Source organism: Halorhabdus salina, assembly GCF_013839425.1.
Taxonomy (GTDB): Archaea; Halobacteriota; Halobacteria; order Halobacteriales; family Haloarculaceae; genus Halorhabdus; species Halorhabdus salina.
The window spans coordinates 94,922-118,262 of the sequence record NZ_JACDNP010000004.1; the positions used below are offsets into that span (position 1 = coordinate 94,922).

General features: G+C 64.0%; 28 protein-coding genes. 11 read left to right on the forward strand and 17 right to left on the reverse strand.

The window, feature by feature from the left end:
* Nucleotides 1–47: 47 nt before the first annotated feature.
* Both HZR20_RS06915 and HZR20_RS06920 read left to right on the forward strand, forming a co-directional pair.
* On the forward strand, nt 48–557 hold the full coding sequence (locus tag HZR20_RS06915) for a Mov34/MPN/PAD-1 family protein (RefSeq protein ID WP_181685861.1): 510 nt from the start codon (nt 48–50) through the stop codon (nt 555–557).
* The gene (locus HZR20_RS06920; protein WP_181685862.1) at nt 554–1,027 is read left to right on the forward strand and encodes an adenylyltransferase/cytidyltransferase family protein; all 474 of its coding nucleotides are present in this window, start codon (nt 554–556) and stop codon (nt 1,025–1,027) included. The genes HZR20_RS06915 and HZR20_RS06920 overlap by 4 nt, the downstream gene beginning before the upstream one ends.
* Nucleotides 1,028–1,039: 12 nt before the next feature.
* Here HZR20_RS06920 and HZR20_RS06925 read toward each other — a convergent pair whose 3' ends face one another.
* A complete protein-coding gene (locus tag HZR20_RS06925) occupies nt 1,040–2,239 on the reverse strand; it encodes a pyridoxal phosphate-dependent aminotransferase (RefSeq protein ID WP_181685863.1) in 1,200 nt (399 codons plus the stop codon).
* Nucleotides 2,240–2,385: 146 nt separating this feature from the next.
* Between HZR20_RS06925 and HZR20_RS06930 the strand changes: the two genes are divergently transcribed.
* Nucleotides 2,386–3,180: a 2-amino-3,7-dideoxy-D-threo-hept-6-ulosonate synthase gene (locus tag HZR20_RS06930; protein ID WP_181685864.1), complete on the forward strand. Its 795-nt coding sequence runs from the start codon at nt 2,386–2,388 to the stop codon at nt 3,178–3,180.
* 4 nt (nt 3,181–3,184) lie between these two features.
* On the opposite strand, the gene HZR20_RS06935 is transcribed toward HZR20_RS06930, so the two are convergent.
* Nucleotides 3,185–3,793 carry an ArsR/SmtB family transcription factor gene (locus HZR20_RS06935; RefSeq protein ID WP_181685865.1) on the reverse strand — a complete coding sequence of 203 codons (609 nt, stop codon included), beginning with the start codon at nt 3,791–3,793 and terminating at the stop codon, nt 3,185–3,187.
* 122 nt (nt 3,794–3,915) lie between these two features.
* On the opposite strand from HZR20_RS06935, the gene HZR20_RS06940 reads away from it, so the two are divergent.
* Nucleotides 3,916–4,500, forward strand: coding sequence for an immunoglobulin-like domain-containing protein (locus HZR20_RS06940; RefSeq protein ID WP_181685866.1), 585 nt, complete (start codon nt 3,916–3,918; stop codon nt 4,498–4,500).
* Between the two features lie 29 nt (nt 4,501–4,529).
* On the opposite strand, the gene HZR20_RS06945 is transcribed toward HZR20_RS06940, so the two are convergent.
* The gene (locus HZR20_RS06945; protein ID WP_181685867.1) at nt 4,530–6,182 is read right to left on the reverse strand and encodes a hypothetical protein; all 1,653 of its coding nucleotides are present in this window, start codon (nt 6,180–6,182) and stop codon (nt 4,530–4,532) included.
* A 183-nt stretch (nt 6,183–6,365) separates the two neighbouring features.
* Between HZR20_RS06945 and HZR20_RS06950 the strand changes: the two genes are divergently transcribed.
* On the forward strand, nt 6,366–7,532 hold the full coding sequence (locus HZR20_RS06950) for a 3-dehydroquinate synthase II (protein ID WP_181685868.1): 1,167 nt from the start codon (nt 6,366–6,368) through the stop codon (nt 7,530–7,532).
* 19 nt (nt 7,533–7,551) lie between these two features.
* Here the strand turns inward: HZR20_RS06950 and HZR20_RS06955 are convergent, their stop codons facing one another.
* Together HZR20_RS06955 and HZR20_RS06960 are read right to left on the reverse strand one after the other, a co-directional pair.
* Complete coding sequence (locus tag HZR20_RS06955) at nt 7,552–7,992, reverse strand: zinc ribbon domain-containing protein (protein WP_309484904.1); 441 nt, start codon at nt 7,990–7,992, stop codon at nt 7,552–7,554.
* 53 nt (nt 7,993–8,045) lie between these two features.
* Nucleotides 8,046–8,723 carry a type I 3-dehydroquinate dehydratase gene (locus HZR20_RS06960; protein ID WP_181685869.1) on the reverse strand — a complete coding sequence of 226 codons (678 nt, stop codon included), beginning with the start codon at nt 8,721–8,723 and terminating at the stop codon, nt 8,046–8,048.
* Nucleotides 8,724–8,906: 183 nt separating this feature from the next.
* Here HZR20_RS06960 and HZR20_RS06965 point away from each other — a divergent pair, with 183 nt between their 5' ends.
* On the forward strand, nt 8,907–9,260 hold the full coding sequence (locus HZR20_RS06965; protein ID WP_181685870.1) for a MarR family transcriptional regulator: 354 nt from the start codon (nt 8,907–8,909) through the stop codon (nt 9,258–9,260).
* Nucleotides 9,257–9,595, forward strand: a complete 339-nt coding sequence (locus HZR20_RS06970) for a type II toxin-antitoxin system PemK/MazF family toxin (protein ID WP_181685871.1) — start codon at nt 9,257–9,259, stop codon at nt 9,593–9,595. The genes HZR20_RS06965 and HZR20_RS06970 overlap by 4 nt, the downstream gene beginning before the upstream one ends.
* Nucleotides 9,596–9,633: 38 nt before the next feature.
* On the opposite strand, the gene HZR20_RS06975 is transcribed toward HZR20_RS06970, so the two are convergent.
* The 6 genes from HZR20_RS06975 to HZR20_RS07000 form a co-directional block, all read right to left on the reverse strand.
* The gene (locus tag HZR20_RS06975; protein ID WP_181685872.1) at nt 9,634–10,668 is read right to left on the reverse strand and encodes a DNA-methyltransferase; all 1,035 of its coding nucleotides are present in this window, start codon (nt 10,666–10,668) and stop codon (nt 9,634–9,636) included.
* Between the two features lie 64 nt (nt 10,669–10,732).
* Nucleotides 10,733–11,617 (reverse strand): methyl-accepting chemotaxis protein, encoded by an 885-nt coding sequence (locus tag HZR20_RS06980; protein ID WP_181685873.1) that lies wholly within the window; start codon nt 11,615–11,617, stop codon nt 10,733–10,735.
* Nucleotides 11,618–11,705: 88 nt separating this feature from the next.
* Nucleotides 11,706–12,677 (reverse strand): transcription initiation factor IIB, encoded by a 972-nt coding sequence (locus tag HZR20_RS06985; protein WP_181685874.1) that lies wholly within the window; start codon nt 12,675–12,677, stop codon nt 11,706–11,708.
* A gap of 299 nt (nt 12,678–12,976) precedes the next feature.
* Entirely contained in the window at nt 12,977–14,860 is a 1,884-nt protein-coding gene (locus tag HZR20_RS06990; RefSeq protein ID WP_181685875.1) for a flippase-like domain-containing protein, read from the reverse strand.
* A gap of 250 nt (nt 14,861–15,110) precedes the next feature.
* On the reverse strand, nt 15,111–16,823 hold the full coding sequence (locus HZR20_RS06995; RefSeq protein ID WP_181685876.1) for a radical SAM protein: 1,713 nt from the start codon (nt 16,821–16,823) through the stop codon (nt 15,111–15,113).
* A gap of 88 nt (nt 16,824–16,911) precedes the next feature.
* A complete protein-coding gene (locus HZR20_RS07000) occupies nt 16,912–17,298 on the reverse strand; it encodes a hypothetical protein (RefSeq protein ID WP_181685877.1) in 387 nt (128 codons plus the stop codon).
* Between the two features lie 84 nt (nt 17,299–17,382).
* On the opposite strand from HZR20_RS07000, the gene HZR20_RS07005 reads away from it, so the two are divergent.
* On the forward strand, nt 17,383–17,538 hold the full coding sequence (locus tag HZR20_RS07005; protein ID WP_181685878.1) for a DUF7559 family protein: 156 nt from the start codon (nt 17,383–17,385) through the stop codon (nt 17,536–17,538).
* Nucleotides 17,539–17,631: 93 nt separating this feature from the next.
* The gene (locus tag HZR20_RS07010) at nt 17,632–18,120 is read left to right on the forward strand and encodes an Hsp20/alpha crystallin family protein (protein WP_181685879.1); all 489 of its coding nucleotides are present in this window, start codon (nt 17,632–17,634) and stop codon (nt 18,118–18,120) included.
* A gap of 53 nt (nt 18,121–18,173) precedes the next feature.
* On the opposite strand, the gene HZR20_RS07015 is transcribed toward HZR20_RS07010, so the two are convergent.
* The 4 genes from HZR20_RS07015 to HZR20_RS07030 form a co-directional block, all read right to left on the reverse strand.
* Nucleotides 18,174–18,764: an NUDIX hydrolase gene (locus HZR20_RS07015; RefSeq protein WP_181685880.1), complete on the reverse strand. Its 591-nt coding sequence runs from the start codon at nt 18,762–18,764 to the stop codon at nt 18,174–18,176.
* A gap of 41 nt (nt 18,765–18,805) precedes the next feature.
* A complete protein-coding gene (locus HZR20_RS07020) occupies nt 18,806–19,291 on the reverse strand; it encodes a DUF7109 family protein (RefSeq protein WP_181685881.1) in 486 nt (161 codons plus the stop codon).
* A 46-nt stretch (nt 19,292–19,337) separates the two neighbouring features.
* Nucleotides 19,338–20,432, reverse strand: coding sequence for a glycosyl transferase family 2 (locus HZR20_RS07025; RefSeq protein ID WP_181685882.1), 1,095 nt, complete (start codon nt 20,430–20,432; stop codon nt 19,338–19,340).
* 67 nt (nt 20,433–20,499) lie between these two features.
* On the reverse strand, nt 20,500–21,636 hold the full coding sequence (locus tag HZR20_RS07030; protein WP_181686058.1) for an MFS transporter: 1,137 nt from the start codon (nt 21,634–21,636) through the stop codon (nt 20,500–20,502).
* Between the two features lie 116 nt (nt 21,637–21,752).
* Here HZR20_RS07030 and HZR20_RS07035 point away from each other — a divergent pair, with 116 nt between their 5' ends.
* Nucleotides 21,753–21,923 carry an HVO_0758 family zinc finger protein gene (locus tag HZR20_RS07035; protein ID WP_181685883.1) on the forward strand — a complete coding sequence of 57 codons (171 nt, stop codon included), beginning with the start codon at nt 21,753–21,755 and terminating at the stop codon, nt 21,921–21,923.
* Between the two features lie 34 nt (nt 21,924–21,957).
* Here the strand turns inward: HZR20_RS07035 and HZR20_RS07040 are convergent, their stop codons facing one another.
* The gene (locus HZR20_RS07040) at nt 21,958–22,212 is read right to left on the reverse strand and encodes a hypothetical protein (protein WP_181685884.1); all 255 of its coding nucleotides are present in this window, start codon (nt 22,210–22,212) and stop codon (nt 21,958–21,960) included.
* 25 nt (nt 22,213–22,237) lie between these two features.
* Between HZR20_RS07040 and HZR20_RS07045 the strand changes: the two genes are divergently transcribed.
* Nucleotides 22,238–22,708 carry a carotenoid biosynthesis protein gene (locus tag HZR20_RS07045; protein WP_181685885.1) on the forward strand — a complete coding sequence of 157 codons (471 nt, stop codon included), beginning with the start codon at nt 22,238–22,240 and terminating at the stop codon, nt 22,706–22,708.
* A gap of 16 nt (nt 22,709–22,724) precedes the next feature.
* Here the strand turns inward: HZR20_RS07045 and HZR20_RS07050 are convergent, their stop codons facing one another.
* Complete coding sequence (locus tag HZR20_RS07050) at nt 22,725–23,279, reverse strand: nicotinamide-nucleotide adenylyltransferase (RefSeq protein ID WP_181685886.1); 555 nt, start codon at nt 23,277–23,279, stop codon at nt 22,725–22,727.
* Between the last annotated feature and the right edge of the window lie 62 nt (nt 23,280–23,341).

Here is a 23,341-nt window from a genome sequence, read left to right on the forward strand (position 1 = left end):
CTGCCAGCATCGGAACCCTTAGAAGGCGTCCGGCCGGACGCTGTGGCATGCGGCTGTTCCGCTCGGAGGGTGTCATCGGCATTGCCGAGGCGGCACTGTCCTTTGCCCTGGCGGCGAGTCGTGACAGCCACCCCCACGAGTACATGGGAATGCTCCGCGGGGAAGACGCCCGCTCGCTCGGCCTCGACCGGGAGGGGACGGTCGTCACGGACGTACTGGTCATCCCCGGCACCGAGTCCAACGCCGTCAGCGCGACTGTCAAGACGAGCATGATCCCCAACGACATCCAGAGCGTCGGCTCGGTTCACTCCCACCCGAACGGCGTCCTCCAGCCCAGCGACGCCGACCGCGCCTCCTTCCAGCGCGGGGATGTCCACATCATCGTCGGTGCGCCCTACGAACGCGACGACTGGCAGGCCTTCGACAGTGACGGGCAGCCGACCGACCTGGACGTGATCGACGTCGAACCGCCCGAGGAGAGCTTCTTCGATTTCACGCAGGAAGACATCGATCGTGAACTCCGCGAGGAGAGCGACAGTCGGGAGGGCTGGCGATGAGCGAGAGCGGGTCGTCACCGGATCCAGACAGAATACGGACCGACGTCCTCGCCCAGGGGACGTTCGACCTGCTCCACCCGGGCCACCTCCATTATCTCCGGGAGGCAGCAACCATGGGCGATCGACTGCACGTCATCGTCGCTCGCGGCGAGAACGTCACCCACAAGGAACCGCCGATCCTCCCCGACGCCCAGCGTCGCGAGATGGTCGGCGCGCTCGATCCCGTCCACGAGGCCCACCTGGGCCACCCCGAAGACATCTTCGTGCCCGTCGAGCGGATCGATCCCGATGTTCTGGTGCTGGGCTACGACCAGCACCACGACCGGACGGACATTGCGGACGCCCTGGCCGAGCGCGGGATCGACTGTGCGGTCCGGCGGGCCAGTGCCTGTGATCCCGACTACGAGGGTGCAGTGCTATCGACCGGAGATATCATCGAGCGAATTCTGCATACGCGGGACGGCCAGTAGGAACCAGTCCGTTCAGAGCAAGTCCGCTTCGGCCAGTCGCTCGACGGCCTCGCGAAGGCGCTCCCGACTCGCCGCATACGAAAGTCGAACATAGCCCGGCGTCCCAAAGGGACTGCCCGGGACCGTGGCGACTGCGGCCTCTTCGACGGCCTCCTCGGCCCAGGCCTGATCGTCCTCTCTGACCGGCAACATCATGTAGAAGGCACCTTCCGGCACCGGCACGTCCTTGCCGTGTTCGGCAAAGAGGTCGACCAGCATGTCCCGCCGCTCGGCGAAGGCGTCACGCATCTCCGCGATGCTCTCGTCGGTGTTTTGCAGAGCCTCGACCCCGGCGTGCTGGACGAAGTTGACCGCGCAGGTGACCGAATGGGAGTGGAGCTTCCCGGCCTGCTCGACCAAGTCTTCCGGGCCGGCGAAATAGCCCAGCCGCCAGCCAGTCATCGCGTAGGCCTTCGAGAAGCCGTTGAGCGTGATCGTCCGGTCTGCCATCCCATCGAGGGTACCCAGACTCGTCGCCTCGCGGCCGTCGTAGGTGATCTCCTTGTAGATCTCGTCGGAAATGACCGTGATGTCGTGCTCGACGGCCAGATCCCGGACGCCCTCCAGGGCGGCGTCAGAGTAGACCGACCCGTGGGGGTTGCCCGGCGAGTTGATCACGAGCAGTTCCGTCTCATCGGAGACAGTCGCCGCCAGGTCATCGAGGGCGGGTTCGAGGTCGAAGTCGTGGGCGGCGGTGTCGACGCGGGCGAGGCTCCCGCCGGCGAGTTTCACCATCGCTTCGTAGGAAACCCACGCGGGATCGAGGAGGACCACTTCGTCACCAGAGCGGGACGATGTCCCGCTGGCTGACGGGCTTCGCCCGTCACCGCCGTCGATCAGCGTCTGGAAGACTTCATAGAGGGCCTGCTTGCCGCCCGGCGTCACGAGGACGTTCTCGGTCCCGTACTGGGTGAGTCCATCGTCGTGCAGCTTCTCGACGATGGCGTCCTTGAGTTCCGGGATGCCGTCAGAAGGCGTGTAGCCAGTCGCGCCGTCGTCCATCGCGGCTTTGGCGGCGTCTTTGATGTTCTCGGGCGTGTCGAAATCCGGTTCGCCCACGCTCAGGTCGACGACGTCGACGCCCTCGCTTTCGAGTTCGGCGGCAAGGTTGCTGATGGCGATGGTCGCACTCGGCTCGACCCGCGTGACGCGCTCGGCGAAGTCTCGGTCCATGGTGTCTGGATGCAGACGAGGGTATCGTATATACTCTTCCGTCTCTGGGACGGGCGGGCGATACGTCGCCAGGGGACGATGATACTGTGTGGTCGGGACGCCGGGACCGGAACGCACATAACCGTCACTTGCCACACCTTGACACAATGACTGCCGGCAACGCTGCACGCCTCGCACGTATCGGGACAGGGGGGCGGTACCTCGTCGTCCCCATGGATCACGGCCTTACGATGGGGCCAGTCACAGGCCTCACGGATCTCGAATCGACGGTCGACGCGATCACGGCCGGCGGCGCGGACGCCGTCCTCACCCAGAAGGGTGTCGCCGGTCGCGTCCACGGCAACCTCAACGGGTCCGGGTTCATCGTCCACCTCAACGGCTCGACGACGATCGGCCCCGACGAAGAGGACAAGCGCCCGACGGGGACCGTCGAAGACGCCGTCCGGGCCGGGGCCGACGCCGTCTCCTTTCATATCAACGTCGGCAGCCAGTACGAACCCGACCAGCTCTCACAGCTTGCGGAAGTAACCAGCGACGCTGAGCGCCTGGGCATGCCAGTGCTGGCGATGGCCTACGCCCGGGGGGATGGCATCGACGAATCCGACCCCGACGCGCTGGCCCACGCCGTCCGGCTGGCCGAAGAGGTCGGGGCAGACCTGATCAAGACCGCCTACAGTGGCGACGCCGAGAGCTTCGAGCGCGTCGCGACGGCTGCCAGCAAACCAGTCCTGATCGCCGGCGGCTCGAAGGGGACCGATCGCGAGACCCTGGCGATGGTCGAGGGGGCGATCGAGGGCGGCGCGGCAGGCGTCTCGATGGGCCGATCGATTTTCCAGCACGAGAGCCCCGAGGCGATCACGCAGGCCATTTCGGCCGTGGTCCACGACGACGCGAGCGCGGACGATGCCGCCGAGCGTGCCGGCCTCGCGGTCGACATCTAGGGGCCTACTCGGTGCGGACCCGATCGATCACTACCAACGTCGCCATCGAAAGCAGCCCGCCGGCGACGAAAATCAGCGCGGCGAGGAGTGGATCTGACGTGATTGGCTCGAACGCGACAGTGTAGTCGCTGCTGACATTGGGACTGCCCGAAGAGAGGTGTGCTGGCTCGGACCCACGGAATCGACTGGCTGCGATGGCGACGGCGAGTGCGCCGAACGCAAGCATCCCAAAGACGCCCACCAACCGCCCAAGCAGCGTTCGGAGTGACGACTCGGGATCCTCGCCGGCGAACAACACCAGTGCCTCGTCGGTTGGCGCGTAGACGTCCATCTCGGCACCGTTCTCCCCGTACCAGGTGTCGACGACGGTGACGAGGTCGGCGGCCTCGAGTTTCGTGAGGTGATGCCGGACGTTCTGAAGCGTGGTATCCACTTCAGCAGTCAATTCCGAGGCGGGTTTCGGATCGGCGTGGAGCGACTGCAAGATTGTCCGGGCAGTCTCCGAACCCAGCGCATCGAAGACCTCGTCGGCGCGATCGTCGTCGAGAGCGAGCATCGTCGGCTCTCGATCCTCCGTGGCGGGATCGGGCCGACCGGGCAGTAAGCGACTCATCGAATCCCTCCGAACTGCTGCATATCGCCGTTCGGGCGCGCCGTCCCTTGAGTGTATCTGCCGGTCAAACGCGCGTTTGGGTACTCGATAGCTACAGAGGGGACCGGCGGCATCGTCCAGCTATGTTCGAAAAGGCTCCGCTAGTGATCGCCATCGCTCTCGTGGTCACGACGGCCGGGTGTCTGGGCGTCGTCGACTCGAGCGGATCGCCGTCGGCCGAAACGACGACAACCGACCGAATTACCGACTGCACCGGCGACCTCGAACGCCTCGATATCGGCATCACGACGGATTTCCTTCCCCAACAGGACGCCAACTTCACGATCGAAGCCAACCGGACGACGCTGACGCGCGGCGACAGTCTCGAAATTACCCTCCGGAACGTCGACGACGAATCCCACGGCACCGGGACCGAACGTATGTTCGTCCTCCAGCGGTACGTCGACGGCGAGTGGCAGACTGTCCTGGGAGCTCAGGAAGGGCGCACGGGGTGGAACGCGACGCTCGTCACCCACGAACCCGGAAGCGGATACACATGGACAGTCCGACTCACTGACAACGGTTTCTCCGAGTGGGGATACGAACCCTGCACATCGATGCCGCCCGGCGAGTATCGGTTTGTCTACCATGGACTCGTCGAATCTGGAACGTACGACGGCGAGATACCCGACCCGTCAGTCGCCGTCGAGTTCAGGATCGTCCCGTAACTGAAAACGACGGCTCGAACGCTGTCCAATCAGTCCTCGGCGAGCAACACGTCGAGCGTGCCGTCGTCGACGGTTTCGCCTTCGCGACCCGCGATGTACGTCTTTGCCGCGGCGACCACGCGCCCCGTGTGAGAGTCGCCGATCTCGGCGATGTGATCGGAGTCTAGGAGTTCGTCGGTCCAGCTACACTCGTCGTACTCGATTTCGCCACGTAGGAGGCCCCGACACAGCGAGACGAAGACGCTGTTCATCGCATCGGAGACATTCTCTGGCGCGAACCCGATAGCGTCGGCGAGTTCGTCGACGTCGACGGGTTCACCCACCGTCGTCGCGGCGAAGAAGACGGCCCCGGCAGCCAGTTCAGGGGCGGCGAAGGACCCGTCCGCATCCAGGCGATACTGTTCAATCGCGCGACGACTTTCTTCCTGGACGGTCTCTGAGAGATCGAGTTCCACCACGAGATCCTCGACGACGTCAGTTGCCGACCGGCGGGGAATGTCGACGTCCGAACGCTCGTCGAGACGGTCGATCCAGTGATACAGCGCCCTGGGCTCGAAGGCCCGCTCGGCGGCGACCGTCCCCGGATCGAGGTCGCCGTCGTTGAGCCGACCGCTGGCGATCAGCGCCGCACCAGCGAACTCGCTTGCCGCGTCGACAGCAACGTCCTCGGCCGCCTCGCTGACGAGCCCTCGGGCGAATAGTCGTAGCGACGCTCCGGCATCGACGGCCGCAGCGAGCCCGTCGATTTCCTGCTGGATGCTCTGGACAGTCGCTTTTGGGCTCTCCTTGGCTTCGGGGTCGCCATTGCTGTCAGTGTCAGTGGTGGTTGCCGGCTCGGCCGGCTCATCCGTCTCGTCCGGTTGATCCGCGGCTGGCGTTTCAGTCGTCTCGGCAGCCACATCCGGCTCGCTTGGCTGGGAAGACTCCGCATCCGAAATCGGTGCCTGGTCGTCCCCTATCTCGGTCGCTACTTCTTCGGCCGCCGGTTCCGTTCCGGGCTCGCCCGTTGCAGCATCGACATCGGCCGCCTCGACGCGGTAGCGCTCACTCGAAAGGAGCGTGTCCTCGCCGAGTGCGTCCCGGAAGGCCTTGAAGCGGTTCTTGATCGTCACGCCACCAGCCGCGCCGACATCCGCGACGTCACTCGGCCCGTATCCATCGACGCTGTTGATCTCGGCGGCAAGAACGAGTGCCGCCGCGGCCGTTTCGCTCGGCGAGGACGCCTCGGCGACAGCCCGAGGGGACTCCGCGTAGGCGTCAGCGAGGATCCGATGGGCGACAGCGACCAGCGCCTCGGACGCGTCGAATGCCTCAGCGTAGCGATCCAGAAGTCTGTCGGGTCGGGCCGGTGGGTGATCGATGTCGAGGCGATCGGCGACGGCCTCGATCTGGTCGGGCAGCCGATCGGCGTCGACCGATCCTACTTCGATATCCTCGTCTAACACGTCGAGCCACGTCTCGACGATGCGTTGATCCGACAGCGGCAGCCCGTCTTCGCGACAAGACAGCGCCAACACCGCCGGGGCGATGCTGTCGAGTTGTCCCTCCTCGATGTCGGCGTCGCCACCGAGTCGATCCAGTCGAACGCGCGATATCTGTAGCGTGCTATCGGGAACCTGCAACTGTTCGGCCACCTCAAACAGCCGGTTCTCGTAGGTATCGCTGTCACTTGATTCAGCCATATGGGATGGATTCAACGTCCATGGTCTTAACTGTTCAACTGCCCCGCCCACGGTGGGGCGGGGAATCCACCTCACTACCTAGTTTGAACGACTGCTCACGGTCGACCGCCCCAATGCCGCCCATCGCGAACGGCGATAGCAGGTTCCGCCACGTTCAAGCCGGCCCGCCGCGAGCGTGGACATATGACACGCTCCGTGTGGCTAAAAGCCGACGACGAAGTCGGTGACTGGGAGGCGCGCAAGCGTCGCATCACCGCGGGACTAGAAGCCGGCGTCGACTGGGTACTGGTCGACGAACACGATATCGAACGCGTTCGCGACCTCGGCGAAGTCAACGTCGCCGCCTTCGCCGGCGACGATGTCCACGTCATGGAAGCCGAAGGCGTCGATGGGTCGGCCGCTGACGCAGGTATCGTCGGGAAAGACGGAGAGGGCGACGGCACAGTCGATCTTCCCTCGGACTTCTCCGGGTCGGCGGATCTATCGGCGTTACGTGGACTGGACGGTGCCGAGGGCGGGTACGTTCGTATTCTCGACGAGGAGTACGAAGCCTTCGCGGAAGCAGTCGCCGAAGACGCCGAGTACACGATCGTCGTCGGCGAGGACTGGCAGATCATTCCTCTGGAAAACCTCATCGCTCGGGTCGGCGAAGAGACGACGCTGATCGCCGGCGTCCAGACCGCCGAGGATGCCCGAACAGCCTACGAGACCCTGGAGATCGGCGCTGACGCCGTCCTGCTCGATACCGACAATCCCGACGAGATCCGCGAGACTTGTGAGATCCGGGACGCCATCGGGCGGGAGACGCTCGATCTGCAGTACGCCGAAATCACCGCCATCGAGCAGACTGGCTCGGCCGACCGCGTCTGTGTCGATACGGGCTCGATCATGGATCACGACGAGGGGATGCTCGTCGGGTCGATGGCTCGCGGGCTCTTTTTCGTCCACGCCGAGACGGCCGAATCGCCCTACGTCGCCTCCCGCCCGTTCCGGGTCAACGCCGGCGCAGTCCACGCTTATGTTCGCACGCCCGGCGGGGAGACGAAGTACCTCTCTGAGCTGTCGAGTGGTGATGAGGTGCAGGTCGTCAACCGCGATGGGACGACCGGCGAGGCGATCGTGGGTCGGGCGAAAATCGAGCAACGGCCCATGTTCCGCGTCCAGGCCGAGACCGACGAGGGCGATCAGATCGAGACGCTACTCCAAAACGCCGAGACGATCAAGGTCGCGACGCCGGACGATCGGACGGCAGTGACTGACCTCGAAGTCGGCGACGAAGTCCTGGTCTATCACGAAGATCAAGCCCGACACTTCGGCGAGGCTGTCGAGGAATCCATCATCGAGAAGTAATCGGCAATACCGGCGGCCGCTACGGGCGCGACTCTTCTGTGTCCGCTGTGGGTTCCAGTTCCGTCGCACACCAGGGGCAAAACGAAAGCGAGTCGTCGTCGAGTTCTTTGCCGCATTCGGGGCAGCGGTGTCCAGCGTCGACGGTCTGTTCGGTTGACTCCTGTCGCGCGATGACAAACGCGTCGACGGTGATGAGTCCGGTCACCAGCCATCGCGCGATATCCACGCTCGTCGGCAGGGAGCGCTGGAATTGCACGAAGGCATCGACAGAGAATTCCTGTGGGAACGTCTCTACCGGGATAATCGGGAGCACGACGAGCATGGCCGCAAAGGCGATCATGAAGCCGAACCACAGTGCCATGCGGGCCCAGCGCCGAAGATAGGCGTGTCCGAGCCCAGGCAGGAGAATAGACAGTCCGGCCGCCAGCCACGCGCGCCGCCGCGAGTTGCCGTTAGTCACTACAAAGACGATGGGCAGCAGCCGACGTTAACCTTTTCAACCTAAGTCGTCGATCAGTCGTCCTCGGACAATTGCTCGACCAGGGTCGAAAGCGTCGCCAGGTCGTACTGGCCGGGCGCGGTCGCCTCGTCGGGTTCGACGGGCGCATACCCGATCTTCGAGCCATAAATCGGCGCGACCGCTCTGGAGTGACGGCCGGCCTCGCCCATCGCCATCGTCGCGACGGTGTGACCTTCGACCGTCGCCGCGCGGGTGGCGACCAGCAGGTCGAGGACGTCGTCCGGACTGTTAGCCGTCACCGCCAGCTTCCCGACGTCACCGTATTCACAAGCAGCCCGGAGCATCTCCTGTAACTCGCCCATCGGCGGCGTCGCCTCGAAATCGTGTGTCGAAACGATCACGCTGACGTCGTGTTCGCGGGCTGTTTCGATCAGCGCACCGGCAGCGCCGTCACGAGCGGTCGCGAGTTCGATGTCGACTGCCTCGACGGCGTCGTCCGTAACAGCTGCTTGGAGTGCGGTCAGGCGGCCGTCGTCGTCGGCTTCGCCGCCCTCCCACGTCGGTCGGTTGGTGACCAGCACCGGTAACTCGCCGTCGTAGGCCGACAATTGGGAGAGGGGGTCCTCGGCCAGATCCATGCGCAACTCGATCAAGTCGGCGTGCGCGCGAGCGTCGGGTTCGGAGTCCAGATTGGCGGTGGCAGCCGCGAGTCTGAACGACGTGAAGTCCATACCGGGTGTGGGTAGCCATGCAGCAAAAACGCCCCGCCTCATACCTCGTTACGGAACTCCCCAACGTGTATCACGAAGAGCTCCGTCAAGCAGTTGCGGCACACGTTTGGGCCAGATCAACAGGGTGTGCCTCGTTCCAGTGTATCCATTACATCTATTACTTGCTATTACGTACTCTCGAACATGCCGATCGATATCAAACAGTTCGAAGAGAGTCCGTCCGAGGAACTCCGGGCAAGTGGGCGGACGAATTCGGAGGAAATACTGTCCTTCCTCGCTTCGTCCCCCGACCAGGCATATACGCCAAAGGAGATCCACGAAGCGACCGACGTCAAACGAGGCAGCGTGGGTGTCGTGCTTTCCCGTCTCGAAGATCGTGAACTCCTCCGACACCGGGGAGAGTATTGGGCTATCAACGCGGATGCCGACGTTGAAACAACGCTCAATTCGATGTCGACGGCGCGGTCGGCGACGGAACGGCTGGGAGCGGAAGACCCCGACGAGTGGGGGCCCGGCGTGGACGAAACGGACACATGAGTGGCGACCAGGGAGACGTCTGGTGGGGACCAGCACCACACAAAGCTGATCCGGCATACCGACCATGGTTGGTAGTCAGCGATTCGTCCCACCCGTTCGCGGACGAAGAGTCCATCGTCGTGGGCCTGACGACCCAACGCCATCCGGACAGCATCCCCGTCCCCGACGACGCGTGGATCCGCGGTGGATCGGAAAAACGTGCGTACATTTCACCATGGTACGTGACGACGGTCAAAGACCGTGATCTCGACAATCTGCAGGGGACGCTCGCTGAGTCGCTGGTCGTGGAGGCGATCGAGACGTTACATCAGTACACACCGGTACCCGGCAACTAGTTCGTCGGTGGTTGTTTGTCGAACACTGTCGAGAAGGTTTAAGCGAACTCCTCAATGGGGACGTGAGTCGCGGTATAGCCATCGTCAGTCCCCTTGATTACCTCGACGGCATACAGCCGGAGCTGGCGCTCCTGTTTCGTGCGGACGGGCATCTCGTAGTGGTTGTTCTCGTAGGCGAGATCCGCGCCGCCCTCGCCCTGCTCGGCCACCCATTCGCGGTGACGGGCCAGTCGCTCACGCGTCCGATCACGCGAACGCTCGGGGATGTCTTCGACCCGCCCGTCGAAGGCCGCCCGCAGATCGGGGTCGATCTCGTAGCCCACGGAGTTTCGGGCAGCCAGCATCGCGGCCAGCGTCGTCGTCCCGGTCCCCCAAAACGGGTCCAGAACGGTGTCGCCCCGGACGGAGAACATACGGATGAGCCGGAGCGGAACCGCAAGCGGGAACGCACCCGATCGGTCCCGCAGTCCCGCATCGAGGTCCTGGGCCGTCCCCCTGACCTCCCAGAGGTCCGAGAACCAGCGATTGCGCTCCTCCCAGAAGTAGGCACTCTCGTAGCGTGTCTCGTCGCCGGGCGGGAACGACCGACGAGCCCCCTTCCGAAAGAGGAGGATCGACTCGTGTTCGAGCGTGGGATAGGCGTTTGGCGGGACCATCCCCGAGCCCATGAACTTCGCGGCGCTGTTGGCGGGTTTCCGCCAGACGATATCCGGGAGCGGATCGAATCCCAGTTCAGTCATTCGGCGCGTGATTTCGGCCGTATTGGGATATTGTCGGAACCGATCCAGCGTCCGGGTCGCGTCGCCGACGTTGATCGCAGCGATGCCGCCGGGGACGAGCACGCGAGCCAATTCAGTCCAGACGGCTTCGAGGGCGTCGTGCATCGCCTCGAAGGCCGCCTCGCCGTCGCCTGCATCCAGTGCGGTCCCGATGTCCGGGTCGAGACTAGCGAAGATGTCATCCCACATCTCGATCATCGGATACGGGGGCGAGGTGACGACGAGTTCCACCGACTCCCCAGGCAACGATAACTCGCGAGCGTCACCGACGCGGACGGCGTGGTCGGTCTCCATACAGCGAAATCAAGACGAGCGAAGACGTGGTTTGCGATCCGAGCGCGTCGAGCAGATCAGGCGTCTAGGCGCGATCAAGCATCGACTGGAGTTCGTTGACCTTGGTAGCCTGTTGCTCGTTGGCGGCGGCGATCTGTTCGATCTCGTCGGCGACCTCCTCGGCGGTCTCGGCGGTCCGGTCGACCATCGAAGCGACCTGTTCGGTCGAGGCGGCCTGGTCGTCGGTTGCCTCGGCGACCTCCTGAGCCCCTTCGGCGGCCTCGGTGACCGCCTGGTCGATCTTCTGGAGAATGTCGACCGTCTCGCCGACCTGCTCGATCCCGGCTTCGACCTGCTCGTTTGCCTCTTCGATGCTCCCAACCGTACTCTCGGTCTCGGCTTTGATATCCGCGACCATGGTCTCGATCTCGGTCGCGTTCTGTTGGGACTCCTCGGCAAGACTCTTGACTTCGTTTGCGACGACAGCGAAGCCTTCTCCGGCCTCTCCGGCGCGAGCGGCCTCGATCGAGGCGTTCAGCGCCAGCATATTCGTCTGGTCGGCGATATCGTTGATTACCTCGACGATTTCGTCGATCTCGTCGATGCGCTCACGGAGTTGTTTGACGTCAGTCGAGACGTCCTTGTTGGCGTCGTCGACAGCCTCCATCGCGCCGATCGCGTCGTCGGCAACGTCCCGACCCTGGTCGGCAAGTTGGCTAGCCTGTTGGCTGACGGCCTTGACTTCGTTTGCGCTCGAGGCGACTTCCTGAACTGTCGCCGAGAGGTTCGACACTTCGCCCGCGACCTCCTGCATGTTTTCCGATTGTTCTTTCGCCAGGTCACTGATCTGTTGGGAACTCTGGGAGACGCTCTCAGAGGTCCGAAGGAGCTCGTCGATCGACCCACCGAGATCAGCGGCCGAACCGCTCAGGTCCACATCCGCATCCGCAGTCCCCGAATCTGATGCCATATACCTACGTTGCCGTTTCGGGGCGGATTAAACGTGACCCTTCGGTTATCAGGTCTGATAGTTCCTTGTGGGATGGAACGACAGGCGATCAAGCTGCGGGGATCGACTGCTCGGCTTCAAGCAATTCGTGATACCGGTTGCGGATCGTGACCTCGGAGATGTCCGCGACTTCCGAGACCGCAGCCTGGGTCGTCTTCTCGTTGGTCAACAACGAGGCGGCGTAGATCGCTGCGGCGGCCAGTCCGACGGGACTCTTGCCGGAGTGAACCCCCTCCTCTTTGGCGTTCTGGAGGAGTTCACGGGCGCGGCGCTCAGCCTCCTCGCTCAGTTCCAGATCCGAGGTAAACCGGGGGACGTAGCTCTCGGGATCGGCCGGCTTGACCTCGAGACCGAGTTCGCGGACCACGTATCGATACGTGCGGGCGATTTCGTCTTTCTCGACGCGGGACACTTCGGTCAGTTCGTCGAGGCTCCGCGGGACACCGGCCTGGCGGGCGGCGGCGTACACCGACGCCGTCGAGACACCTTCGATCGAGCGACCGGGCAGGAGATCCTCGTCGAGGGCACGACGGTAAATGACGGAGGCCGTCTCACGGACGTTCTCGGGGAGACCAAGCGCCGAGGCCATCCGGTCGATCTCGCCCAAGGCCTGTTTGAGGTTGCGCTCCTTGCTGTCCCGCGTCCGGAAGCGCTCGTTCCACTTCCGGAGGCGCTGCATCTTCTCACGCTGGCGGGAGCCAAGCGAATTACCGTAGGCGTCCTTGTCACGCCAGTCGATGTTCGTCGAGAGGCCCTTATCGTGCATCATGTTGGTCGTCGGCGCACCGACGCGGGACTTCTCGTCTTTTTCCTTGGCGTCGAACGCGCGCCACTCCGGCCCGGGATCGATCTCGTCTTCCTCGACGACGAGTCCACAATCCGTACAGACAGTCTCCCCACGTTCCGTATCGGAGATGAGCTTCCCGCTACATTCGGGACAGTCTACGTCGGTCGATTCGTCTTCTTGTTCGTCCACTGTCGAAGATCGGTCGAGTCGCGTGCGAGTGTTTGTATCGCTCATGAGTGTCAAGGCGAACCCTACCGGGCAGCAGCGTCGAAAAACCCGGCGGTCAGTCGGTGAACAATGGGTTATTCCGAAAACTATTAAAAAGTTTTGGTGGACTCTAGCGCCTCGGTGATGTGGCAGGTCTGTGTAGAGTTTGGGGACTATTAACACCCACATTGAAGTACGTGAGGATTGTGCACTGTGAGGATTGTGCACTGTGAGGATTGTGCACTGTGAGGATTGTGCACTGGCTAGAGCACGCACCCAGCAGTCGGAGGCCTCGGAAGAGGTAATGAAGCAAACGAACGATCCGATCAGTCCTGAGACGGTACAGTTTCGACGCTTTCCTCGGCGTCGGCGCTCTCCTCGACGGCGGTCGTCAGCGAGACGTTGAGCCAGGCCATCGAGACGAGCCCGCCGGCGACCGTCACGACGTTTTTGACCGCGTGATCGACGATCGCGACGCCCAATGCGACGGAGGCCGCCAGCGGCGTAAGCCCGACGACGATGAGAGTAAACGCGCCCTCGTAGAGTCCGACACCACCTGGCGAGAGCGGGAGCACTTTCGCGAGATTGCCAACACTGACGGCGAAGAAACAGACGACTCCGAGCGTGACCAGCGACAGTGAAACGTCGAAGGCCGCGAAGACGACGATCGCGGTTAGCACGTCGATCGTCCAGATGAGCGCACTGGACGCAGCGACTTGGAGAAACGCACGGGAGTTGCTGGCGATTCGCTGGACATCCCCGACGAAGCTGCCGACGACCCCGGCGACGTAGTTGGCGTAGGCGTCGTCGCTAAACCGGGTGACGACCTCCCGGACGTAGTTGCGTTCCGAGCGTGCCGTCAGGACGATCAGGACGGTCACACCGACAGCCGCCACACCAACCCCGGCGGCGACGATGAGCCCGATCCGCCCACTCTCGCGACCGTTCGTCAACTCCGCGCTCAGCCCAGCGAGTCGCGCCGGATCGCCGACGGCGAGGCCGACGAGGACGACCCCAGCCAACCCAGCAATCGTCAACAAATCGAAGACGCGCTCGACCGCCAACGACGCGAACCCCGACGGATACGGGACCGATCGGCGGGCCTTCATCACGTACGCCCGAATACCGTCGCCCAGCCTGGCCGGAAAGACAAGGTTGCCGGTCTGGCTGATGAAGATCGTGCCTGTCAGAAAGCCTACGTCGGAAGTGAACCCGAGTTCGTCCAGAATGCTATTAATAGTGCGTCTTTCGGTGGGTACCGTACGCTCGGAGGTGAACCCGAGTTCGTCCAGAATGTCCCGGTACCGATACCCACGGAGCGGCCAGGAAATCAGGTAGACCAGCCCCGAAAGGGCAACCAGCAGCGGATCGGCCCCGCGCATCTCCTCGAGCACCGTCGAGGGATCGAGATACAGCGTCATCAGCGCGAGGGCCACAAGGACGAGGACCGTCCCGGCGGCCATGCTCCGCGTCCGCGTGATTTTCGGACTCACCGACAATTGCCAGAACGTCCGCAGAATCTGACTGCCCATCCCGAAGACATCCCGAACGAGATCGACCTTCGAGTCGCCCTTGGGCGTCCAGGAGACGGGAAACTCCGTGACGTCGAACCCCCGGCGCTGGGCCCGGACGAGCAGTTCAGTGTCCCAGAACCAGTGGTCGTCCTCGACCTCGTCGGCCAGCGTTTCGAAGGCGTCCCGGTCGATCGCCTTGAACCCGCACTGGTGGTCCTGGAGCTCCGACCGCAGGACGAATCGAACCAGGGTATTGTACCCCAGACTCGGGATCCCCCGCTTCTTGGGTCGGTCGGCGTCACTGTCGGGTAGCCATCGCGACCCTGTGGCTACATCATAGCCATCGGTGCGGATGCAGTCAACGAGTTCCTCCAGATGGGCCATGTCGGTGGCGAGGTCGGTGTCGAAATAGACGAGTGTGTCACCCCTCGCCCGATGGAACGCATATTCTAAGGCCCCGCCCCGGCCCAGCCGCTCGTCGCTATGGATGTGTCGGACCCGGTCGTCTTCCTCGGCCAGCCGGGATGCGATCTCGGGGGTTCGATCGTCACACCCGTCCTCGGCGACAATCACTTCGAAACTTCCCGCCGGGAGAAATTCCCCGAGTCGGTCGAGCGTCTCGGTGACCGTCCGCTCGATGGTACCCTCCTCGTTGAACGCCGGGAGGACGACGCTCACCGCGACGGCTGACGCCATTGGTATGCCGTCGGCCAGCGTGCGCCAAGAACCTTCTGATACCACGCCTTTTCGGCACTGACTCGCGAAAAGTCCGTTGCGATCGCTCACTCCGGGGAAAGTGCATATACCGAGACATCCGCGAACGTCGGTTCACAGAGCCGGCACGGCACGACGCCACAGACAGCCAGTCCGATCGGCCGCACCCGTCGGATCGACACCAATCCGGCGGGTACCGGTTCCTGCCCTCTTTGCCTCGGCTCCCCCAGCGTCAGTCTACGTGATTAGACTCGACGGCGAACGTCGAAAGCGCGTCGACGTCACACCCTTCGACCGACTCGTGTGGCCGATCGACAAGGATATTGCCGGCAGTCTGAGAGCCGATGCCCGGAATCGCCGTCAGTTCGTCCATCGACGCCGCGTTGACGTCGAGTGGATAGGGCACACCAGTCACGGACCGATACCCGTGATCGGTGATCGCCACGTCGATCGTCTCTCCCAGTTCGCGCTCACCGGGAATCCCGACCAGCAGGGGATACGTCCCGAGTTGGCGACCGAACGTCTTGCCGTCCTGGTGGTATTCGAGGTGAACGTCGTCGAGGATCGTCCCTGGCGGCGCGACGCGTTGGAGCATCGGGTTGTCGATCGTCTCCCGGACCTCGCGTTTGTACTCTTTGAACTGCCGCTTGTGGTCGTGGGCAATCTCGGCCCCGGTCTCGTCCATCTTGGTTCCGGGGAAGGCCATGACCTGACGGATGTTCACCCGCCGGATCATGAGCCCCTCGTCCAGAATCCGCTGGAGAAACCGCTTGTTGTGTTCGAACGTCTCGCTCGTCTCGCCTTTCAGCCCGTGAACGAGGTTGATCCCGGGCAAGAGTTTCGGGAGGCTTCGGGCGGCGTCGTCGCCAATCGTTGGGCCGCTGTCTCTGTCTGTTCCCGGCCGCCAACCACCTTCTTCGTTGACGATCCGAACCGCCTCGATCGCTTCATCGGCGGTGACGTTGAGGTTGTTGTCGCTCTGGACCGCCGGATCCGCTGATTCGACGCCGAAGGCGGCGGTGTCGCCGGGCGTGTTGTGCTCGGCGATGATCCGGATGCCCTCGCGGGCCTTCTCGGGCCACTTCACCACCGTGATCGGGTTCATATTGTCCAGGTGCAGCGTCTCCAAGTCGGGCGCGACCTCGCGGATGCCACTGTAGAGTTCTCGAAGGGCGTCGGGGTTCGGAGCTTCGCCATCCCCGCCGTAAGCGAGGATGTCCGCCTGGCGACCAAGCCGGAAATTGGCGACGCCGTGGTCGGACAGCGCGTCGACCTCACCCACGACAGCGTCGGGATCGCGGAAGGTGGCGTCGCCGTATAACGGTTCCGTACAGAACGAACACCGGTAGGCACAGCCTCGGCCGGTTTCGATCTCGCAGATGAGATACTCGGGATGATTGGGGTGTTGTTCGACAACGAACGCTCCCTCGCGTGCCCAACGCGAGGACTCCTCGACGGTCCGGTAGCGCGGCTCGAACCCTTCCAGCCCGTTTGCGACGAGGTCGAAGACGGCGGCCTCGACGTCTGCCCCGGCCACATAGTCGAAGTCCAGGTCGTCCCGCTCGGGTTCGCTTGCCCCCTCGTTTTCGTCGCCGACGCCGAATCGGATCGGTCCGCCCATCAGACTCGTTCCGTCGGCCATCCAGGCGATCCGCCGGACTTCGTCGGGTTCGGCGGGCGTCCCACCGACGTAGTTACCGGGAACAGTCATCCCGCCGACGTAGACCGTCAGGTCGGCGTCCTCGACAGCCTGCCAGTGACGATTTTCCTCGCGGAGGGCGTCGATCGTGTGATATGTTATTGAATGGCGTGGGACACCCGCATCGACCAGTGCGCCGGCGACGTACCGGGGATACGTGGAGATGTACGGCGGCACGCCGAAGTGGGCCGGCTCGTCGACGTAGCCGTCGACGATCGTCACCGAGAGGTCCGCGGGGTCAGTCATCGACGATGGATAGCCGTCCGAGGCCTAAAACCGTGTCTCTCTCGGGTGTGGACGGGCGACGATAGCGGTCCCGGTCCGCCCGGATCACTCAGGTCTGGAGTCCGTTCGTTCGCCACCAGAACGCCGTCGATCCTCCACCCGCGGCACCCCCTGCGCCGACGGCCACCAGCGCCCACGAGGCCCCAGTCAAGACTGCTTCGACGGCGAGGACGCCACCGACGCCGATGATCCCGGCGACGGCAATGGTGACCAGGACGTCGAGGACGACGGCCGTCCATTCGCGGGCCACGTAGGCGTCGGAGTCGATCTCGTGGGCGTGGACGAACAGGAGGGGGCTAGCGAGGGCGAGTCCCACCGCGATGGCGACCCCGGAATTTGCGACTGCACCGACGAGGCCGGCCACGACGCCCGCCAGGAGGGCGCCGCCCCCGACCGTCGCGTAGCGGCGTTCGAGGAGGATTTCTCGGACTGTCATCGTGATGAATCTGTGTGCGAGCATAGCAAAAAAGGTCCCCCGGTTGGCGTAACCGGTATCCGTCGGTCGGCCCAACTCACGTCCATGCCCGCGACGTCAGAAGTCCGCTGTACGGACGCAGAGTGCTTTCTGGACATGTTCGAGGTGCACTACACGTACGACCTGCCCGAGGACCACGGGACCGAAGACCTCCAGTGCCCGGTTTGTGGCGGGACGCAACTGGAAGCGATCGAACTGTAACCACTTCTCGCGAGCGGGCCGCGGATCGCCTTGATTTCTGTCGGCTCGCCGCGGGCACAAAGGCTTTGGTCGCGCCGACCGAACGATTGCTACATGCGAGACCTCCGCGAGTTCACCGAATCCATCGGCGAGAACGTCATGGAGAACGTCGGCCGCGCCGTTGGCCGCGCCCAAGAGCATACCCCGCTACCGGTCGATCTGCTGGAGAGCGAGGACGCCTATTTAGCTGTCTTCGACACCCCGGGGGCCGTGGGTAGCGATGTCCAGGTGCGCCTCGACGGCCGACGGATCGAGATCCGGATCGATCGCTTCCGTGAGCCACGCGAGGGCTTCGAGATGCGCTTCCCTGGCCGCGGATTGACGCTCGACGGCCAGGTAACGCTGCCAGCCGATGCCAGGGTCGATGGCGACGCCGCCAGTGCAACTCTCCAGGAGAACGGCACGCTGCACGTCCAGGTTCCAAAGAGCGAGGACGGAACGACGGTTGACATCGAGGCCGAGCACGGCGATGGTGACGCCGTGAGCGGATCCGACACTCCCCAGGGGACTGGTGACCACGAAGCTACCGACGACGACGCGTAACGTCGCGCGCTTCTTTCGTTTTGCAGTCGGGTAGCATCGAGTTCGAGACTGGCTCAAACCGGCGAGTTCGGCTGTGCTTGACAGTCAGGGCCGGGCGGGCGTTCCCACTCGGTCGCCAGTTCGAGCAACTGGACGAGCATCTTTGCGGTTGCGCCCCAGACGGTGTAGCCGTTGACGTAAAAATAATGCAGGCGAACTGACCCCTCGGTGGGGTGCTCGCGACACTCTGTCTCGTAGTTGTCCAGGTCGATCAATTCGGCGACGGGCAGGACGGCGATATCGGCCACTTCGGCATCGTGGGGCTCGTACTCTCGGTCCGGAATGCGACCGACAAACGGCCGGATCGCGTAGGCGCTGACCGTCCGGATGTCGTCGAGCCGGCCGACGATTGTCGCCTCGGTCGCTTCGAGCCCGATCTCTTCGTTGGACTCCCGCAGGGCAGTCTCGTCCAGATCCGCGTCCCAGGGTTCGCGCCCGCCACCCGGAAAACTCATCTGTCCCGGGTGATCTTCGAGGTGCTCGGCCCGTTTGGTGAAGAGCACGTGCGGCCCGGTCGCCCGATCGATCACGCCGGCGAGCACCGCTGCTTCCCGCTCGTGGGTCACGGTGTCGGGGTCGTGTTCGGCGACCGGCCGAAGGTTCATAATCGAAAACACGATTCGACGGCCCTTAATTCGCTCGGGGCTCACTCACTGGAAGTGCCTTCGAGGGCAGCATCGAGTCGGGTACGAGCAGCATCGAGTTCGACCGGGCCCCAAGCTTCTAGTTCGTAACTCACGTCGAGTAACTCGCGAATGCGTTCGTCGTCGCCCGCATCGACCGCCCGGCCCGCGTCGGCCCGAAAGCGTTCCGCGGCTGCCGCCCCGAGACGGTCGCGATCGATCGACCGCGCTTCGACATCGAGAATGTGTGGCACGTCACTCGCCCCGTCCGGGAGTTGCGGAAACGCCGTCGGGCCGACGACGACCAGCGGTGTCTCGTCGGACTCGTCCGCAAGTTCGAGCAGGTGGTAGGTCTCAATCGCATGTGAGACGTCGGCCTCGAATTCGGCAGGATCGGACTCCTCGCCTCGCTTGAACGCGAGTTCGGACAGCGCCGTCCGGAGTGTCGCTCGCGGGAGTGCGTCGAACAGGTCGACAACCCCGGCGATCTCGTCGGCTGAAACGTCCATACTGGTCGTCCGAACCCGAGCCCCTTCAACGCCGTGGGCGGCTCGGTCAGGATAGCTGGTCCTCGAGTGCGTCCCGGGCCACGGTGGCGATCCGCTCGGGGTCGACGGGGGCGTCCCGCCACGCTGGCAGCCGCTCGCCGCTCGGTGGCTCAATCGCGTCGGCATAGGTCCGGACCTGCGTTCGCTCGCTGTCGCGGTCGTACGTCAGGTCGTTGAACGCGGCGTCAGCGGCGTAGCGCTCGACGAACGACCGGGCCGTCTCGCGGTACCGATCCGGGAGCGTCTCGTAGTCGGGTGTAACGCCGTTGGCCTGGATTTCGGTGAGCAACGCGTCGGCCACTTCTCTCGCCATCTCGCCCAGCCCTGCCGGCCCGGAGAGGGCCCGGTGGTCGTGTTCGTGTCTGCCGAGATCGACCTGGGCAGTTCCGTCGAATCCGACCGCCTCGAAGGCATCACCGAGCGTACTCACCTCGAGTCCCCAGCCACGCGGCGGGGACAGTCGGGTCGCGAGGTCGGCCGTCGCCCCGAACTCGCCAGCCAGGGCGTACCGGAACGCGCCCAGATACTCGAGGATCGATGCGTCGTGGGCATCCGCCAGTGTCTCGATCAGTGGCGCGTACAGGAGCCGGAAGAGCCGGCCGTAGAGGCGGTCATTTTCGACGCGGGCGTAGTACCCCTTCGAAAAGTCGAAGCCGTGAGCGAGCGGGAACAGCAGTCTTGGGACGTGCGTCTCCGCGTAGCTCTCGGCGTCGGCATCGTGGACAACGACGTACTCCGCGCGAGCGGCCGCCACTCCGAGTGCGAGCCAGACGTCACGGCCTTTGCCAGTGTGGCCGGCAAGCCCCGCCTCGGCAAGCGTCGTTTCGACTGCGGGAGCCGAACACCACAGGACAGCCAGTGGCAGATCGAACGACGAGAGCCACGCTGTGACGTCCGCAAGCGCCTCGCTACTGGCTCGCAATGGGACGATCACTTCGCCGGGGTCGACGGTTTCGAGCGTCGAGAGGACGCGTTCGGCAGCCAGGCTAGCGTGATCACGGTCGGTCATCGGGACGACAACCGCCGCCCGGTCGGTCGGAGCCGATGGGGCCGCCGAGTCGAAATCGTGGAGGGTCGCGATCCGCTCCTGAACGTACTCCATTGGGCCGATCTGGGTCCGGCAGCGTCAAAAGAGTACGCCCCGCGGCGAGTTCCCGTCGTCGCGCTCCTCACGCACGAGCAACCGCGGGGAGTTTTCCGAGACGGTACAGCCCGAACAGTGCGACCGCACAGGCGAGCAGTCCGATCGCAAACGTCCGGTAGATGAGAGGGAACGGGATCGCCGCGTCCCGAAGCAGGCCGACGACCCAGCTCCCGGCCGCCTGAACGATCATCATCGTGGCACTGTAGGCCGAATACGCACTCGCCCGGTGGCGGTCGGGCAGCGAACCGAGCAGATAGGTGTCGGCGGCGGGGAACAGCGAGTGGATCGCGTATCCTGTCAGCACGCTGGTGCCGATCAACCAGGCTGGCCCGAGCGGGAGCGTCAGCGCGAACAGCGAGACACCAAACGCACCGAAAATACCGACCAGCAACCTGAGCGGCGAGACGTGATCGGCCAGCCAGCCCGTGAACACGAACGCCGGGAGTCCAGCGGCGAACACGACGGTCAACAGGACTCGCCCGGTATCCCCGGTGTATCCCAGCGTCTTCAGGAACGTGACGTAAAAATTGAACACGCCCTGCCAGACGAAGCCGGCAAAGCCGACCACGACGACGCCGACAAGGACAATCCGCCACTGGTGGCCGACCGCCGCCGAGAGGTCGCGATCCTCGCTCCCAGCAGCCGGCAACTCGTTACGGCGCGCGGCGAGATAGAACGCGATCGTCGCCAACACGGCCAGGACAGCCAGCAACTGGAAGGTTCGGCGCCAGCGGCCAAGCGCGAGCGTCGCCGTCACCAAAAGCGGCGCGCCGACGGCAGCCACTTGGCTCGCGGTGCCGTGCAGGCCGAGTGCGAGGCCAACCCGGTCCGGGAAGAGTTCGCTGACCAGCGGATTGGCCGCGATGAAGTAGATACCACTTGACAGACCCAGCAAGAAGGCCCCGAGCATCAGCATCCTCACGTCGACGGCAGTCGCGGCGACGATGGCCGCGACAGTCAACAGCAGGCCGGTTCCGAGGACTACCTGCTGGCGCGGGTACCGCGTCAGCAGATAGCCCGTCGGGAGCCGCGAGAGGGCGCTGCCGAGCCACGCCAGCGTCGCGAGCAAGCCGACCGCCGCCGTCGACGTCCCCAGCGTCTGCTGTAACGGCTCGATCAACGGGGCAAAGATGACCCGGCCCAGGTTGACAAGGAGGACCATCCCACAGAGACTGGTAAAGACCGAACGACGGGACACGGTCGAGCTACCCAGGGGTGTATCTATATCCTTACGATGCAGGCGCGGGCTTTTTGACAGGTCGTCACATACCGGCAAGTATGAAATCAGTCAGGAAAGGGCTCCGATCAGGGGACTTGAAGAAGGACACCTACGAGCGATTGCGCTGTGCGGACTGCGGCGAGGAGTTGAAAACCGAGAACGATCCCGACGAGGTCGGGTCAGTCCGGGTTTGTCCGGAGTGTGGCCGCCGGTGGCAACAGGTCGGCTAGCCCGGGCAAGCACCGCTTGGCTACTCTTTATGTCTCACTCGAAGATCGCATCGAACGCGTTGGTCCCCAGCGGTTCGGCGTGCCTGCGGCGACGTTCTTTTCGACGCGTGTTGCAATACTGGCTCCGCCCAATGCCAAGCGCATCGCGGGCGAAAGAGATCGCGCGCCAGGCGGCCGTCTCGGCCGTGAGCGAAACGGTACCGGCGTCGACGGTGTCGGTCAGGCCACCGAAGCCAATCGCCGTCGGATCGGTTGACGGGCCGTCAGTTGGCTGTAACGACTGACTCATAGCGCTGGGGCTCACAGTGGCGGGTGTGCCCGACAATCGCCCGTTCGTCGCCAGCACTGTGACGCTGGGCCTCGTCGTGCTCAGCCACGCCGCCCTCACCTGGCCACTGGAGGCCACAGTTGCCTTCTTCGGCGGTGGCGCAGTGGTCGCGTTCGTCGCCGAGGCCGTCGTGATCAATCTCGAGTTTCTCGACCACCACGTCACCCCAAACGTCCTCGGAGTCCCAATCTACGTCCTCTTCGGCTGGACGGGAGTGGTGTACGTCGCGTTTCGTCTCGCATTGCTGGCAACCGACGGGTGGCTGGCAGTGGCCATCGGTGCGGTGCTCGCGACGACGGCCGACCTGCTTACCGATCACCAGGGGATCACAAACGGGTACTGGACGTACACCGACGAGCTCCCGGGGCCACGATTTCGCGGCGTTCCGTGGTGGAACTACCTCGGGTGGGTCACGATCAGTGCAACAACGGCGGCCCTTGCCTTGCCGTTTCTGTAAGCGACGATGGCTGGGATTAGTCGCTCGCTTCGTCCGGTCGGGCTTCCCAGCGCTCGACGACATCCGAGCGGGAGATCGTCCGGAGCCGTTCGACACCGTTGCACTCTTCGATGACTTCGACGACGGCATCGGGAACCCGATCGCGCCACGTCTCGCCGTCGATGATCCGCTCGCGGATTTCGCTCCCTTCTAAGCGATCACGGTCGAACATCGGTGACTGGCGGACCTCGATGCCAGCCTCCTCGAACAACTGGATCACCAGCGGGTTGTTCGAGTACGCCAGATCGAAACTCGGGCACATGCTCTGGACGTGACTTACCCACACGGAGTTGCGATCGAGGTCTTCAATTGGCACAACGTAGGTGACCAAATCGAATTCCGCGACGGCCTTGGTAACCATCATGATGCGTTCGCCGGCAGTGAAGGGATCGTGGACGGTGTGGGAGTCGCCAGCACTCCCGATCCCGAGGACGAGTTCGTCGACTTCCCCGTCGGCCGCGATGTGTTCAATCATCGTCTGGTGCCCATTGTGATAGGGCTGAAAGCGGCCGATGTAGAACCCGCGAGTCATATCCCAGTACAGGGCCTGGATTTTCATAAACCCGGCGAGTCGCCAGTCGGCGAGATTGGGGC

Excerpts from the sequence above, each read along its gene's own strand:
- HZR20_RS07005 (WP_181685878.1), top strand. The coding sequence starts at position 17,383 with ATGCCCGCGACGTCAGAAGTCCGCTGTACGGACGCAGAGTGCTTTCTG.
- HZR20_RS07015 (WP_181685880.1), bottom strand. The coding sequence starts at position 18,764 with ATGAACCTTCGGCCGGTCGCCGAACACGACCCCGACACCGTGACCCAC.
- HZR20_RS06960 (WP_181685869.1), bottom strand. The coding sequence starts at position 8,723 with ATGGACTTCACGTCGTTCAGACTCGCGGCTGCCACCGCCAATCTGGAC.
- HZR20_RS06950 (WP_181685868.1), top strand. The coding sequence starts at position 6,366 with ATGACACGCTCCGTGTGGCTAAAAGCCGACGACGAAGTCGGTGACTGG.
- HZR20_RS06935 (WP_181685865.1), bottom strand. The coding sequence starts at position 3,793 with ATGAGTCGCTTACTGCCCGGTCGGCCCGATCCCGCCACGGAGGATCGA.
- HZR20_RS06990 (WP_181685875.1), bottom strand. The coding sequence starts at position 14,860 with ATGGCGTCAGCCGTCGCGGTGAGCGTCGTCCTCCCGGCGTTCAACGAG.
- HZR20_RS06965 (WP_181685870.1), top strand. The coding sequence starts at position 8,907 with ATGCCGATCGATATCAAACAGTTCGAAGAGAGTCCGTCCGAGGAACTC.
- HZR20_RS06985 (WP_181685874.1), bottom strand. The coding sequence starts at position 12,677 with ATGAGCGATACAAACACTCGCACGCGACTCGACCGATCTTCGACAGTG.
- HZR20_RS06975 (WP_181685872.1), bottom strand. The coding sequence starts at position 10,668 with ATGGAGACCGACCACGCCGTCCGCGTCGGTGACGCTCGCGAGTTATCG.
- HZR20_RS06995 (WP_181685876.1), bottom strand. The coding sequence starts at position 16,823 with ATGACTGACCCCGCGGACCTCTCGGTGACGATCGTCGACGGCTACGTC.
- HZR20_RS06940 (WP_181685866.1), top strand. The coding sequence starts at position 3,916 with ATGTTCGAAAAGGCTCCGCTAGTGATCGCCATCGCTCTCGTGGTCACG.
- HZR20_RS07030 (WP_181686058.1), bottom strand. The coding sequence starts at position 21,636 with ATGGTCCTCCTTGTCAACCTGGGCCGGGTCATCTTTGCCCCGTTGATC.
- HZR20_RS07050 (WP_181685886.1), bottom strand. The coding sequence starts at position 23,279 with ATGACTCGCGGGTTCTACATCGGCCGCTTTCAGCCCTATCACAATGGG.
- HZR20_RS06915 (WP_181685861.1), top strand. The coding sequence starts at position 48 with ATGCGGCTGTTCCGCTCGGAGGGTGTCATCGGCATTGCCGAGGCGGCA.
- HZR20_RS06925 (WP_181685863.1), bottom strand. The coding sequence starts at position 2,239 with ATGGACCGAGACTTCGCCGAGCGCGTCACGCGGGTCGAGCCGAGTGCG.
- HZR20_RS06920 (WP_181685862.1), top strand. The coding sequence starts at position 554 with ATGAGCGAGAGCGGGTCGTCACCGGATCCAGACAGAATACGGACCGAC.
- HZR20_RS06970 (WP_181685871.1), top strand. The coding sequence starts at position 9,257 with ATGAGTGGCGACCAGGGAGACGTCTGGTGGGGACCAGCACCACACAAA.
- HZR20_RS07020 (WP_181685881.1), bottom strand. The coding sequence starts at position 19,291 with ATGGACGTTTCAGCCGACGAGATCGCCGGGGTTGTCGACCTGTTCGAC.
- HZR20_RS07040 (WP_181685884.1), bottom strand. The coding sequence starts at position 22,212 with ATGAGTCAGTCGTTACAGCCAACTGACGGCCCGTCAACCGATCCGACG.
- HZR20_RS06930 (WP_181685864.1), top strand. The coding sequence starts at position 2,386 with ATGACTGCCGGCAACGCTGCACGCCTCGCACGTATCGGGACAGGGGGG.
- HZR20_RS07025 (WP_181685882.1), bottom strand. The coding sequence starts at position 20,432 with ATGGAGTACGTTCAGGAGCGGATCGCGACCCTCCACGATTTCGACTCG.
- HZR20_RS06980 (WP_181685873.1), bottom strand. The coding sequence starts at position 11,617 with ATGGCATCAGATTCGGGGACTGCGGATGCGGATGTGGACCTGAGCGGT.
- HZR20_RS07035 (WP_181685883.1), top strand. The coding sequence starts at position 21,753 with ATGAAATCAGTCAGGAAAGGGCTCCGATCAGGGGACTTGAAGAAGGAC.
- HZR20_RS06945 (WP_181685867.1), bottom strand. The coding sequence starts at position 6,182 with ATGGCTGAATCAAGTGACAGCGATACCTACGAGAACCGGCTGTTTGAG.
- HZR20_RS07010 (WP_181685879.1), top strand. The coding sequence starts at position 17,632 with ATGCGAGACCTCCGCGAGTTCACCGAATCCATCGGCGAGAACGTCATG.
- HZR20_RS07000 (WP_181685877.1), bottom strand. The coding sequence starts at position 17,298 with ATGACAGTCCGAGAAATCCTCCTCGAACGCCGCTACGCGACGGTCGGG.